Origin of the sequence: Mycobacterium scrofulaceum, from assembly GCF_001667885.1 — a bacterium.
Lineage (GTDB): Bacteria > Actinomycetota > Actinomycetes > Mycobacteriales > Mycobacteriaceae > Mycobacterium > Mycobacterium scrofulaceum_C.
On the sequence record NZ_LZJW01000145.1, the window covers coordinates 1 to 12,351 of the forward strand.

Sequence of the window (12,351 nt, forward strand, 5' to 3'; positions counted from 1 at the left end):
ACTCGCCGCGCTGGCCTCCCAGCTGTACGCTGCAAGCCCGGCAGGGCCCCGACAGCCCGCCGCAGTCGGCGCCGGTCGCCCCGCGCGGCAGCGTGCCGGACGCCACGGCCGCGACGTCGGCCGGGCAGGCGGCCGCCGGCGCCGCGGACGTCTATCCGGCGCCGACTGCGGCGGGCTGTCGGGGCCCGGCCGGATGCTGGCGGCGTACAGCTGGGAGGCCAGCGCGGCGAGTTCCGCGGCGCTGATGGGCAGGTCGCTTTCGGCGTCTACCGCTCGGTACTCACTTGTACTCATGGAACTGGTCCACCGCGACATCGTCCAGCACGGCGAGCGCATCGTCGGTGAGGACGGCCAGCGACGTGTAGAGGGTCACCAGGTACGTCGCGATTGCTGACTGGTTGATGCCGGTGAATCGCACCGACAGCCCCGGCGCCTGCTCGCCGACCAGGCCGGGCTGGAAGAGGCCGACCACGCCCTGCCGCTCCTCGCCGGTGCGCACCAGGATGAACTTGGTCTTGCCGTCTTCCACCGGCACCTTGTCCGACGGGATCAGCGGGATGCCGCGCCAAGTGATGAACTGCGCGCCGAACAGGCTGACCACCGGCGGGGGCACACCCCGGTAGGTCGCCTCGCGGCCGAACGCGGCGATCCCCAGCGGGTGAGTCAGGAAGAAGCTGGGCGTCTTCCACACCTTGGTGATCAGCGCGTCCAGGTCATCAGGCGCCGGAGCGCCCGCCAGAGTCTGGATCGTCTGCTCCGGAGTCGCCTGGGCCAGCAGCCCGTATTCGGGGCTGTTGACCAACTCGAACTCCTGACGCTCCTTGATCGTCTCGATGGTCAGCCGCAGCTGCTGCGCGATCTGGTCGTGCGGACTCGAGTACAGGTCGGAGACCCGCGTGTGGATGTCGACCAGGGTCGAGATGCTACGCAGCGTGTATTCGCGCGGGCTGGTCTCGTAGTCGACATAGGTCTCCGGGAGCGGTTCTTCGGTACCGGCTCCCGCCTCGGCCTTGATCGCGACCCCTTCGGGGTTAACCACCCGGTTGACCCGGTACAGGCCCGCTTCCACCGGCACCCAGCTGAGCAGGTGCAGCAACCAGCGGGGCGTGATCGTGGAAAGCTGCGGGACGGTCTTGGTCGCGTTGGCAAGCTGTCTAGCTGCGAGATCGCCGAGTGCCTGGGACTCGCTTTGAGCCGACGTCATCGTGGTCCTTTCATGCTCGATCGAATGCTGCAGCGCGGTACGGCTGGTCCATCATCACCCGCCGTGACCGGGTTCGCGCGCCGAGCCTAGGAGACTGTCCGAGCGCCGCAAAGCATTACCGCCGTGCTGAATTAAAGGGGCGTAAAGCGCCCGCAATCTGACAGTGATATTCGCCTGGGCCTATAGTGGGGCCATGCACCAGGCCGTCCAGTCGCGCTTCGTTCCTTCGCGCACCGCCGCCTGCTGTTGTTGTCGCTGTTGTTGATTTCCTGACGCTCCAAGACGCAGTAGAAATCCCGCGCTCTCCCGCCCCGTGGATGGGCCCACAACCGCCCCACGGTCGCCGGACGCGCGTTCACCAGCAAAATCTTTGAGGAAGATCAACCACCCATGACAGTGATGTCACTACCCACCCGCGCTCCCGCGCCGGTGGAAACCCGGCACCGGGTCCTCGTCAGGCCGAAAACCGAAGTCGCGCGGATGACGCGCTACCGGGGCGGAACGTACTCCCATACCGTGGACACGGTCGTGTTCGCCGACGGTTCCTCCGCCCGAACCGACCTGATCCGCGTCAATCCCAATCTCCACGCGTATTCGCTGGACTTCTTCGGCATCGCACCCCTCGAGCCGTCCCGGTACCACCTGGACAGCTGGTCGGCGCTGCCCCACCTGCGCAGCCGCAACTACGAAGCCGAGGTCGATTGGATCCTGCGCAACTCTTTCCCGATGCGCACGACCGCTGAACTGAGCGCACAACTGCGCGCCGCGGGCGACCCCGTCGGACGGGCCCATATCAGCGAACACGAGGCGATCGCCGCTACCCAGGCCGCGGTCTGGCATTTCACCAACGGTTTGAGCCTGGACACTCGGCCCCTCAACGTGCCGATCAAGGTACGCCGAGCGGGCGGACGCGTGATGACCTTCGAATTCGACGGTGAACCGCAACTCGGTGGTTACTCGGTGTGGATCGACTCCGACGCCGCCGTCGAGTTGAAGCTGCAAAAATCTACCGACGGCATTGCGTGGCAAGACATTTCGCGTTCCCAGCTGACGGTGAACGCGGGCAGGGGCCGTCATCGTCGCACGCTCGGGGTCGGCAGCACGCTGTCGGCCAGCAGCCACGGCGGCGGCGGGCGCGGCTACCGCCACTACCGCTTGATCGCGACGACCGACGCGGAGAGCCCGACAATCGACCATGTTCGCTTCTGGCTGACCGGCGCCCGCCACTACCGCAATGCCGACCGAATTGTGCACCTCTACAATTATTTGATCACCGGGGCGCGCAAAGCCTCACGCGATACGGTGGAACCACAACTAGTCGATACCGAAGCAACCGCCAATTCGGAGCTCATAGGACCGTTTCAAGTGCCAATCCCGTTGACGCTCAACGTCGGTGACGGACACACGCTCGTCGACTCCGACGGTGAGACGATCGTCGGCATCGTTCGGGCGGGCACGGACTTTTATCTGCGGCCCGCACCGGGTACGTCCACCACGACGGTCACCGCGACAACACCCGAAAGCCTGCCCGGGCGGGTGCTGACCGGCGTCGCGCTGGAGGGAGCGGCACATCGATTCACACCCATCGCTTTGACCGTACCCACGGCCGTGGCCATCGAATTCGACATCAGCTGGCAGACCGACGAGTCATGTACCGACATCGCCTGAGGAAGACAGATGAGCATCGCAGATAACGTCACACAACTGATCGGGAACACGCCGCTGGTGCGGCTGAACCGCGTCACCGAAGGGGCGGTCGCCGACGTCGTCGCCAAGCTGGAGTTCTTCAACCCCGCGAACAGCGTGAAGGACCGCATCGGGGTCGCCATGCTGGATGCGGCCGAGCAGGCGGGGCTGATCAAACCCGACACGATCATCCTGGAGCCGACGAGCGGAAACACCGGCATCGCCCTCGCGATGGTGTGCGCTGCGCGTGGCTACCGGTGCGTGCTGACGATGCCGGACACGATGAGCACCGAACGCCGAATGTTGTTGCGGGCGTTCGGCGCAGAGATCGTGCTGACCCCGGGCGCCGAAGGCATGGCCGGAGCCATCGCCAAGGCCGAGGAGCTGGCCAAGAACGATCAACGGTATTTCATCCCGCAGCAGTTCGAGAACCCCGCGAACCCCGCGATCCACCGCAAGACCACCGCCGAAGAGGTGTGGCGAGACACCGATGGCAAGGTCGATTTCTTCGTCGCCGGGGTGGGCACCGGGGGAACGCTCACCGGCGTGGCTCAGGTCATCAAAGAGCGCAAGCCGTCGGCGCGATTCGTGGCCGTCGAGCCCGCCGCGTCGCCGGTCCTGTCCGGCGGCCAGAAGGGCCCGCACCCGATCCAGGGCATCGGCGCCGGATTCGTCCCGCCGGTGCTCGAGATGGACCTGGTAGACGAGGTCATCACGGTCGGCAACGAGGAATCGCTGGACATGGCGCGTCGACTGGCCCGGGAGGAAGGCCTGCTGGTGGGGATCTCCTCGGGCGCGGCCGTGGTCGCGGCGCTACAGGTGGCCCGCCGCCCCGAGAACGCCGGCAAGCTGGTCGTGGTGGTGTTGCCGAGCTTCGGTGAGCGGTATCTGAGCACCCCACTCTTCGCCGACCTGGCGGACTAACCATGCTTGCGGACATTCGACGTGACATCCGGGCCGCCAGGGAGCGCGACCCGGCCCGCCCGACCACGCTGCAGGTGATCTTCGCCTATCCGGGCGTACATGCGATCTGGGGACACCGGATCAACCACTGGCTGTGGAATCGCGGCGCCAGGCTCGCCGCGCGGACGTTTGCGGAGGTCGTCCGCATCCTGACCGGAGTCGAGATCCACCCGGGTGCGGTCCTGGGCCCCGGCCTGTTCATCGACCACGCGACCGGGGTGGTGATCGGCGAGACGGCCGAGGTGGGCGAGGACGTGACCATCTACCACGGCGTCACCCTCGGCGGCAGCGGACGGGACACCGGCAAACGCCATCCGACCATCGGCGACCGGGTGACCATCGGCGCCGGCGCCAAGGTGCTCGGCGCGATCAAGGTCGGCGACGACAGCCGGATCGGCGCCAACGCCGTCGTCGTCAAGGAAGTTCCGTCGAGCGCCGTGGTGACCGGGGTACCCGGGCAGGTCATCAGCCGCCACGGGCGAAGCAGCCCGGACGACTCGATGATGCCCGACCTCGTCGGCGTCAGTCTGCAGTCGCTCCTCACCCGGGTAGCCAAGCTCGAGGCGGCCAACGACGGACAACAAGAGCCCGAGCGTGTCATCCGGCCACCGGAAGCCGGGGTATGGCACGGCGAAGACTTCTCCATCTGAGGGCCAGATGAGCACTGTTGTCATCGCGGGGGCGGCGCTGGTCGGGGCGCTTAGTGTCGCTACGGTGACCGGCGCGATGCTCAATCGACGCTCCGGAGTGCTGCGCGAGACTGGCGCCGACTCCGACACGTCCGACCTCGGCTTGGCACAGGAGGGGCCGACGGTGGTGCACTTCAGCGCCGCGTGGTGTGGTCCATGCGCGTCGGTGCGCCGCGTCGTTGAGCAAGTCTGCGCCGACCTCCCCGACGTGTCGCACGTGGAGATCGACATCGATGCCAATCCCGCCGCCGCCAAGCGGCTGTCGGTGTTGTCGCTGCCGACCACCTTGATCTTCGACGCCGCGGGCCGTCAGCGCTACCGTAGCGCCGGGGTGCCGAAGGTCGGCGACCTGCGGGCCGCGTTGCAACCGCTGTTGGCCTAGCCCTCGAATCATCAAGCCATCGAACGACTTTGCCCCCGCGCGCGAGCGTGAGCTCGGCGAAGTATTACTCACGGTGAACTTAATGCGGCCATGGAATGCATTGTCGCCCCGAGCGTTGCACAGTGGGTTAGCGACGAATCGGAAGGCGTGCCATGACCGAGCTACACCTGGCCGTGGGGCTGGACGGCTACGGCTGGCACCCGCACGCGTGGCGATACGCCTTCGCGCACAACGCCACCCGCGGCGGACACCTCAGCGGTCGCTACTGGGCGGCCCTGGCCGAGGTCGCGGAGCGCGGCCTGCTCGATTTTCTGACCATCGACGACTCCTTCGACGTTCAGCCGGGGCGGCGGCCCGAGATATCGCCCCGCCGGCTGGCGGGCCGCGCGGACGCCGTCCTGGTCGCCGCGCGCATCGCGCCGGTCACCACCCACATCGGCTTGGTGCCCGTCGCGACCGTCACCCACACCGAACCGTTCCACGTGTCCAAAGCGATTGCGACGCTTGACCATATCTCGCACGGCCGGGCGGGCTGGCAGGTGCGGGTCAGCGCCACCGCTCACGAAGCCGCGTTGGTTGGGCGGGGCGCCCGCATCGACGCCGACGAGCTGTTCGACGAGGCCGCCGACGCCGTGGAGGTGGCGCGGCGGCTCTGGGACAGCTGGGAAGACGACGCCGTCATCCGTGACGTGGCGACTGGGCGTTACATCGACCGCGACAAGCTGCACTACATCGACTTCGCCGGCAAGTACTTCTCGGTCAAAGGCCCGTCCATCACCCCGCGGCCGCCGCAGGGCCAACCGGTGGTGCTGGCGCTGGCGCACGCGACGCGCGTTTACCAGTTCGCCGCGGCCGCCGCCGACCTCGTGCTGATCACCCCGCACGACGACGACTCGCTGCGCGCGATCTTGCGCGACGTCGCCCGAGCGGAGCGCACGGCGGGCCGTGCGCTGAAGGTATACGCAGATCTCGTCGTCTCGCTGGGCGAAGACCCATTGACACCCACCGCCGCCATCTCCTCCGACGCGCACGTGTTCGCCGGTGGCGCAAGCCAATTGGCCGAGCTGCTGCTGCGCTGGCAGGACGCCGGCGTTGACGGGGTGCGGCTGCGGCCCGCGGTCAACGCGATCGACCTGCCCGTGATCGTCGACGAGCTGGTGCCGGCGCTGCAGCGCGCCGGGGCGTTCCGCACCGCCTACCGCGACGGCGAAACACTGCGCGAGCGGCTCGAATTGGCTCCCGCGCCCAACCGCTACGCGGCGGTGGCGCCGTGACCGTCACCCCGCTGTCGATCCTCGACCTGTCCCCGATCAGCGCCGGGTGCGACGCCGCGACGGCGCTGCGCAACACCATCGACCTCGCCCAGCACGCCGAACAATGGGGTTACAAGCGCTACTGGCTCGCCGAGCACCACTTCGTCGCGGTCGCCAGCTCGTCGCCGGCGGTGCTGATCGGCCAGATCGCCGCGGCCACCGACCACATCCGCGTCGGCTCGGCCGCGGTACAGATCGGCCACACCACGCCGATCGCCGTCGTGGAGAGCTTCGGCATCATCGACGCGCTGCATCCCGGCCGCATCGACATGGGGCTGGGCCGATCCGGCCAGCGACGCACGGAGGCCGCCGCGTCCCCGGCGGCGGCCGCGCCGCGCGCTCCCCGACCGTGGGGCGACGTCGACGGCATCGTCATCCCCCCGCCGTTCGACCCAACGGCGTTGATAAAAAGCGGGCGGATGCGGGCGCAGGCCGCCGTGCTCACCCAGCCGTGCGCGCAACCGGCAGATTTCGCCGAGCAGATCGACGCGATCGAAGCGCTGCTTGACGGCACGTACACCCGCGACGGCCACGAATTGCACGCCGTCCCGGGCGAACACGGCCAGCTGACGCCGTGGATCTTCGGCAGCACCCGCGGGCAGAGCGCCGAGGTCGCGGGCGCCCGGGGGCTACCGTTCGTCGCCAGCTACCACATCACCCCGGGCACCGCGCTGGACGCGATCGCCGCCTACCGTGAAGCGTTCCGGCCGTCCGCCCGCCTGGCCAAGCCCTACGTGGTGGTCTCGGCCGATGTCGTGGTCGCCGAGGACAGCGCCACCGCGCGCCAGCTGGCGTCCAGTTACGGCCGCTGGGTCTACTCCATCCGCAGCGGGCAGGGCGCCATCCCCTACCCCGACCCCGACCTCTGCCAACCCCTCACCGACGACGAACTACCGCTGGTGGAAGACCGCACCGCAACGCAATTCGTCGGCAATCCGGACGAGGTCGCCGACCGGCTGGAACTGCTGCGCCGAGTGTCTGGAGCCGACGAACTCGTGATCACCTCCGTGACGCATCGGCACACCGACCGGCTGCGCTCGCATGAGCTGCTCGCCAAACGATGGGGCCTGACCGGATGAGCACGCGAACAGCCAAGCGCCGCAAGCAGATTATCCTGGGCGCACACTTTCCCGGGGTCAACAACACCACCGTGTGGTCCGATCCGGGCGCCGGCAGCCAAATCGCGTTCGAATCCTTCGTGCACCTGGCCCGAACGGCCGAGCGCGGCCTGTTCGACTTTTTCTTCCTGGCCGAGGGCCTGCGGCTGCGCGAACACCGCGGCAAGATTCACGACCTCGACGTGGTGGGCAGGCCCGACACCTTCACCGTGCTGGCCGCCCTCGCCGCGGTAACCGATCGGCTCGGCCTGGCCGGAACCATCAACACCACCTTCAACGAACCGTACGAAGTGGCAAGGCAATTCGCGACCCTGGATCACCTCTCCGACGGCCGCGCGGCGTGGAACATGGTCACCTCCTCCGACTCGTTCACCGGGGAGAACTTCCGCCGCGGCGGGTTCCTCAACCACGCCGACCGGTACAAGCGGGCCGAGGAATTCATCACCGTCGCCCGGCGGTTCTGGGACGGCTGGGCGCCCGATGCCGTGGTGGCCGACGCCGACGCCGGCATCTACGCCGACCCCGCCCGGATCCGCGCCGTCGAGCACCACGGTGCGCAGTTCGACATCCGCGGCGTGGCCTCGCTTCCCGCCGGCCCGCAAGGCCATCCGGTGCTGCTGCAGGCCGGTGACTCCAGCGACGGCCGTGACTTCGGCGCCCGGCACGCCGACGCCCTGTTCACGCTGCACGGATCGCTCGAGGCCGGTCAGCGCTACTACGCCGACGTCAAGAACCGCGCCGCCGCGTACGGGCGGGACCCCGACCAGCTGAAGGTCCTGCCCGGCGCGACGTTCGCGCTGGGCGACACCCCGGAAGAGGCGGAGGACAACGCGCGTCACATCCGCGAGCTACAGGTCAGCGGCCCGACGGCGATCGCGTTCTTAGAGCAGGTTTGGGGAACCGATCTGTCCGCCTACGACCCCGACGGGCCCCTGCCGGACGTAGATCCCGTCGAGAATCCCGATATCACCCGCGGACGCGTCCGCCACGGCGATCCGAAAACCGTCGCGGCGACGTGGCGGGCCCGCGCCCAGGCCGACGGCCTGTCGATCCGCCAGCTGATCATCGAGGTGACGAGTCGCCAGCAGTTCGTCGGGACACCGGCGCAGGTGGCCGACGAAATCGATCGTCACGTGCAGTTGGATGCCTGCGACGGCTTCATCCTGGTGCCCCATCTGACACCACGCGGCCTCGATGAATTCGTCGACAAGGTGGTGCCGCTGTTGCAGGAACGCGGTAGCTTCCGCACCGCATACCGCGGCGCGACGCTGCGCGAACATCTGGGCCTGCTGCCGGTGTCGGGCTGGTCGGGGGGTCGGCCCGGCGTCGCGGTCGGCGGCTGACGACCCGCGCTTCAAAAGCCTTTCAAGATGCGTTCACCGGGATCGACGCTACGGTTGCCCTAACGGGCCCAGTCAGGTGGACGGAGATTGCGATGTACGACGCGCACGCGCCGCGGATCCCACCGGCATTGGCCGCGCCGAGCCTGAACCGGGGGGTCGGCTTCACTCATGAACAGCGGCGGCAGCTGGGGCTGACCGGACGACTTCCGTCGGCGGTGCTGACGCTCGACGAACAGGCGGACCGGGTGTGGCGCCAATTGCAAAGCCTGGCAACGGATCTGGGCCGCAACCTGTTATTGGAGCAGTTGCACTACCGCCACGAACTGCTCTACTACAAGGTGTTGGAAGACCATCTGCCCGAGCTGATGCCGGTGGTCTACACGCCCACCGTCGGCGAGGCCATTCAACGGTTTTCCGACGAGTACCGCGGACAGCGCGGCCTTTTTCTGAGCATCGACGAGCCCGACGACATCGAGGCGGCGTTCGAAACCTTCGCGCTGGAGCCCGACGACGTTGACCTGATCGTGTGCACCGACGCCGAAGCCATCCTGGGCATCGGTGACTGGGGCGTGGGCGGCATCCAGATCGCGGTGGGCAAGTTGGCGCTCTACACCGCCGGCGCTGGCATCGACCCACGCCGCTGCATCGCGGTCTCCCTCGATGTCGGCACCAACAACGAACAGCTGCTGCAGGATCCGTTCTATCTGGGCAATCGGCACGCCCGGCGCCGCGGCGAGGAGTACGACGAGTTCGTCAACCGCTACATCGAAGTCGCGCACCGGCTGTTCCCGAGGGCGATCCTGCATTTCGAGGACTTCGGGCCACTGAACGCGCGACGGATCCTGCACGACTACGGCGAGAAGTACTGCGTGTTCAACGACGACATCCAGGGAACCGGCGCGGTGGTCGTGGCGGCCGTGTACGGCGGCTGCCATCTCACCGGGGTGCCGCTCCGCGACCAGCGGGTGATCGTCTTCGGGGCCGGAACCGCCGGGGTCGGGGTGGCCGATCAGATTCGCGACGCCATGGTGGCCGACGGCGCCTCCCTCGCGCAGGCCACGGCCCAGATCTGGCCGATCGACAGGCAGGGACTGCTGTTCGACGACATGGACGATCTGCGGGATTTCCAAGTGCCGTATGCGAAGAACCGCGCCGCGCTCGGTGTGGACCCCGGCACGCGGGTGGGCTTGGTGGACGCCATCAAGCTCGCCTCCCCCACCATCCTGCTCGGTTCCTCGACCGTGTTCGGCGCCTTCACCGAGAAGGTCGTGCAGGCCATGACCGCGTCCTGCGAGCGCCCGATGATCTTCCCGCTGTCCAACCCGACCTCGCGGATGGAAGCCATGCCGGCCGACGTGCTGCAGTGGTCCGACGGCAAGGCGCTGATCACCACCGGCACCCCCGTCGCGCCGGTCGAATACGACGGCACCACCTACACGATCGGGCAGGCCAACAACGTGTTGGTGTTCCCGGGAATCGGGCTGGGCATCATCGTCGCGGGAGCCCGGCTACTGACCAAGGGCATGCTGCAGGCCGCCGCGAAAGCCATTGTGCAACAGGCGAGCCCGTCAAGCCCGGGGGACTCGCTGCTGCCGGACGTCAAGGACTTGCGCGCCATCTCGACGGCGGTCGCCGAAGCCGTCTATCACGCCGCCGTCGCCGACCAGGTGGCGACGCGGACGCACGCCGACCCGCGGCGGGCGGTCCTCGACGCGGTGTGGACCCCGGCGTACGACTAGCGATCGTGACCAAGAACCCCACAAGTTCTCCCAATGGGTTGTGTGACACCTAAATTCACTGTGAAGCGCGCGCCCCCGCGCGGTGCCTACCCAGAGGAGATGTCGATGACCGCGGACCACGCCGACCAGAAAGTCGCCGTCATCACCGGCGCCTCGCAGGGCATGGGCGCCGCCCTGGTGCGGGCCTACCGCGAACTCGGCTACACGGTGGTGGCCAACTCGCGCTCGATCGCGCCCGACGATGACCCCGGCGTGGCGGCCGTCGCCGGTGACGTCGCCGACCCGGCGACCGCCGACCGCATCGTGGCGACGGCGGTGGAGCGGTTCGGCCGGGTGGACACGCTGATCAACAACGCGGGCGTGTTCGTCCCGAAGCCGTTCACCGAGTACACGGTGGCGGACTACGAATTCGTGACCGGGGTGAACCTCACCGGCTTTTTCCACATCACGCAGCGCGTCATCGCGCGGCTGCTGACGCAGGGCGAGGGCGGGCACGTCGTCAACATGACAACGTCGCTGCTCGACCAGCCCAACTCCGCGGTTGCGGCGGGACTGACCGCCCTCACCAAGGGCGGCCTGGCGGCGGTGACCAAGTCGCTGGCCATCGAATACGCGCGCAGCGGGATCCGAGTCAACGCCATCTCCCCGGGCAATATCGCCACCCCGATGCATGCCAACGACGACACGACGGCGCTGGCCGCCATGCATCCGCTCGGCCGGATGGGCGCCATCGCCGACATCGTCGCGGGCATTCGGTACTTGGAGGCCGCCACCTTTGTGACCGGCGAGACACTGCACATCGACGGCGGCCAGAGCGCCGGACACTGAGTCTGAGCCTTGCTCCCCCGCCTGGACTCGAACCAGGAACCTATCGGTTAACAGCCGAACGCTCTGCCAATTGAGCTACAGGGGATCAACACGATCGCGGGACGACTCTAGCGTACTGGCATAACCGCACCCAACTGGACAGGGACCGAACGGACCGCCCGTCTGGCGGTCGTCCGGGACGGATCGGGCGCGCACGCACCGGGCCGCGTGAGGCAGGATGGAACGGTCGAGAGTCGGGAGGAACGCTTTTGATCCGGTATGTCGTGGTGCTGGGACTGGGTTACGTGCTGGGCTCCAAGGCCGGGCGCCGCCGCTACGAGCAGATCGTCGGCACTTATCGCGCCCTGACCAGCAGTCCCGTGGCCAAGTCGATGATCGAAGGGGGCCGCCGCAAGGTCGCGAACCGCATCTCCCCGGACACCGGCTTCGTGACCGTCGCCGAGATCGACGACCAGACGGCGATCATGGAGCGCGACGCCGAACGGGCGGCCGACGAGGCCCTCACATCGTCAGATCGTCGCCGCTAGCCTGCTCCAGCAGGCTGCGCCGGTAGGCCTCCATCGCGACCAGGTCGCCGAATAGCGCGTGGTACTCGTCGCCCTGCTCGATCGGCGACATGCGCTGCAGCTTGGACTTCACCTCGGCGATCTGCCGGCCCATCCAGACCTCCTGCAGCCGGGCCAGCACGCCGGCAATGTAGCGCGGCAGTTTTTCGTCGTCCACCTGGACGGCCTCCACACCCAGCTCGCTGATCAACCCCGCGGTCAGGTCCGACCCGGCCCGCTGGCGCACCGCATCGATCCACTGCCCCCCGGTGACGCCGCTCGAAGTCCCGCCGGCGGCCTCGATGGCCGCGCGCACGGCGGCGTAGCCGGGATGGGTGAAGCTCTCGACCGTCAGCGTGTCGAATACCGGGCCGGCCAGCGCGGGGTACTGCAACGCCGACTTGAGCGCCTCGCGTTGCGGCCACAGGATCGGATCCCGGGGGTCCGGGCGCGTGGCGGCGGGCCGGGCCGCAGGGGTCGCGGCCGCGGCACGGGATTGCTGCGCGGGGCGGCGCGGGGCGCCCGGGGCGGAGCCCCGCGC

General features: G+C 68.3%; 11 protein-coding genes, 1 tRNA gene and 1 pseudogene. 10 read left to right on the top strand and 3 right to left on the bottom strand.

All coding sequences use genetic code 11. The features are described from left to right. Window positions 1-280: 280 nt before the first annotated feature. Window positions 281-1,204, bottom strand: coding sequence for a family 2A encapsulin nanocompartment shell protein (locus A5681_RS20805; protein ID WP_067279635.1), 924 nt, complete (start codon window positions 1,202-1,204; stop codon window positions 281-283). Between the two features lie 390 nt (window positions 1,205-1,594). On the opposite strand from A5681_RS20805, the gene A5681_RS20810 reads away from it, so the two are divergent. The 9 genes from A5681_RS20810 to A5681_RS20850 all read left to right on the top strand — a co-directional run bounded on the left by A5681_RS20810 (window position 1,595) and on the right by A5681_RS20850 (window position 11,265). Then, window positions 1,595-2,872 carry a thioester domain-containing protein gene (locus A5681_RS20810; protein ID WP_067279638.1) on the top strand — a complete coding sequence of 426 codons (1,278 nt, stop codon included), beginning with the start codon at window positions 1,595-1,597 and terminating at the stop codon, window positions 2,870-2,872. Between the two features lie 9 nt (window positions 2,873-2,881). Then, window positions 2,882-3,814, top strand: a complete 933-nt coding sequence (gene cysK, locus A5681_RS20815) for a cysteine synthase A (RefSeq protein WP_067279641.1) — start codon at window positions 2,882-2,884, stop codon at window positions 3,812-3,814. A 2-nt stretch (window positions 3,815-3,816) separates the two neighbouring features. Further along, window positions 3,817-4,503 carry a serine O-acetyltransferase gene (gene cysE / locus A5681_RS20820; protein WP_067279645.1) on the top strand — a complete coding sequence of 229 codons (687 nt, stop codon included), beginning with the start codon at window positions 3,817-3,819 and terminating at the stop codon, window positions 4,501-4,503. A 7-nt stretch (window positions 4,504-4,510) separates the two neighbouring features. Beyond that, window positions 4,511-4,924, top strand: coding sequence for a thioredoxin family protein (locus A5681_RS20825; protein WP_067279649.1), 414 nt, complete (start codon window positions 4,511-4,513; stop codon window positions 4,922-4,924). A gap of 152 nt (window positions 4,925-5,076) precedes the next feature. Continuing rightward, window positions 5,077-6,198, top strand: a complete 1,122-nt coding sequence (locus A5681_RS20830; RefSeq protein WP_067279652.1) for an LLM class flavin-dependent oxidoreductase — start codon at window positions 5,077-5,079, stop codon at window positions 6,196-6,198. Continuing rightward, a complete protein-coding gene (locus A5681_RS20835) occupies window positions 6,195-7,316 on the top strand; it encodes an LLM class flavin-dependent oxidoreductase (protein WP_067279656.1) in 1,122 nt (373 codons plus the stop codon). The genes A5681_RS20830 and A5681_RS20835 overlap by 4 nt, the downstream gene beginning before the upstream one ends. Then, entirely contained in the window at window positions 7,313-8,698 is a 1,386-nt protein-coding gene (locus tag A5681_RS20840; protein ID WP_067279659.1) for an NtaA/DmoA family FMN-dependent monooxygenase, read from the top strand. Before A5681_RS20835 ends, A5681_RS20840 begins: the two co-directional genes overlap by 4 nt. Window positions 8,699-8,790: 92 nt before the next feature. Beyond that, the gene (locus A5681_RS20845) at window positions 8,791-10,437 is read left to right on the top strand and encodes an NAD-dependent malic enzyme (protein WP_067279664.1); all 1,647 of its coding nucleotides are present in this window, start codon (window positions 8,791-8,793) and stop codon (window positions 10,435-10,437) included. 105 nt (window positions 10,438-10,542) lie between these two features. Then, a complete protein-coding gene (locus tag A5681_RS20850; protein WP_067279674.1) occupies window positions 10,543-11,265 on the top strand; it encodes an SDR family NAD(P)-dependent oxidoreductase in 723 nt (240 codons plus the stop codon). Window positions 11,266-11,277: 12 nt separating this feature from the next. On the opposite strand, the gene A5681_RS20855 is transcribed toward A5681_RS20850, so the two are convergent. Continuing rightward, window positions 11,278-11,350: transfer RNA gene (locus A5681_RS20855), tRNA-Asn, on the bottom strand. 163 nt (window positions 11,351-11,513) lie between these two features. On the opposite strand from A5681_RS20855, the gene A5681_RS20860 reads away from it, so the two are divergent. Then, window positions 11,514-11,792, top strand: coding sequence for a hypothetical protein (locus A5681_RS20860; RefSeq protein WP_067279667.1), 279 nt, complete (start codon window positions 11,514-11,516; stop codon window positions 11,790-11,792). Here A5681_RS20860 and A5681_RS20865 read toward each other — a convergent pair. Next, window positions 11,767-12,351, bottom strand: a pseudogene (locus A5681_RS20865) (DNA primase); the annotation flags it as partial. The gene A5681_RS20860 and the pseudogene A5681_RS20865 overlap by 26 nt on opposite strands.

Coding starts and splice junctions, on each gene's coding strand:
- A5681_RS20805 (WP_067279635.1), bottom strand. CDS start 1,204: ATGACGTCGGCTCAAAGCGAGTCCCAGGCACTCGGCGATCTCGCAGCT.
- A5681_RS20810 (WP_067279638.1), top strand. CDS start 1,595: ATGACAGTGATGTCACTACCCACCCGCGCTCCCGCGCCGGTGGAAACC.
- cysK (WP_067279641.1), top strand. CDS start 2,882: ATGAGCATCGCAGATAACGTCACACAACTGATCGGGAACACGCCGCTG.
- cysE (WP_067279645.1), top strand. CDS start 3,817: ATGCTTGCGGACATTCGACGTGACATCCGGGCCGCCAGGGAGCGCGAC.
- A5681_RS20825 (WP_067279649.1), top strand. CDS start 4,511: ATGAGCACTGTTGTCATCGCGGGGGCGGCGCTGGTCGGGGCGCTTAGT.
- A5681_RS20830 (WP_067279652.1), top strand. CDS start 5,077: ATGACCGAGCTACACCTGGCCGTGGGGCTGGACGGCTACGGCTGGCAC.
- A5681_RS20840 (WP_067279659.1), top strand. CDS start 7,313: ATGAGCACGCGAACAGCCAAGCGCCGCAAGCAGATTATCCTGGGCGCA.
- A5681_RS20845 (WP_067279664.1), top strand. CDS start 8,791: ATGTACGACGCGCACGCGCCGCGGATCCCACCGGCATTGGCCGCGCCG.
- A5681_RS20850 (WP_067279674.1), top strand. CDS start 10,543: ATGACCGCGGACCACGCCGACCAGAAAGTCGCCGTCATCACCGGCGCC.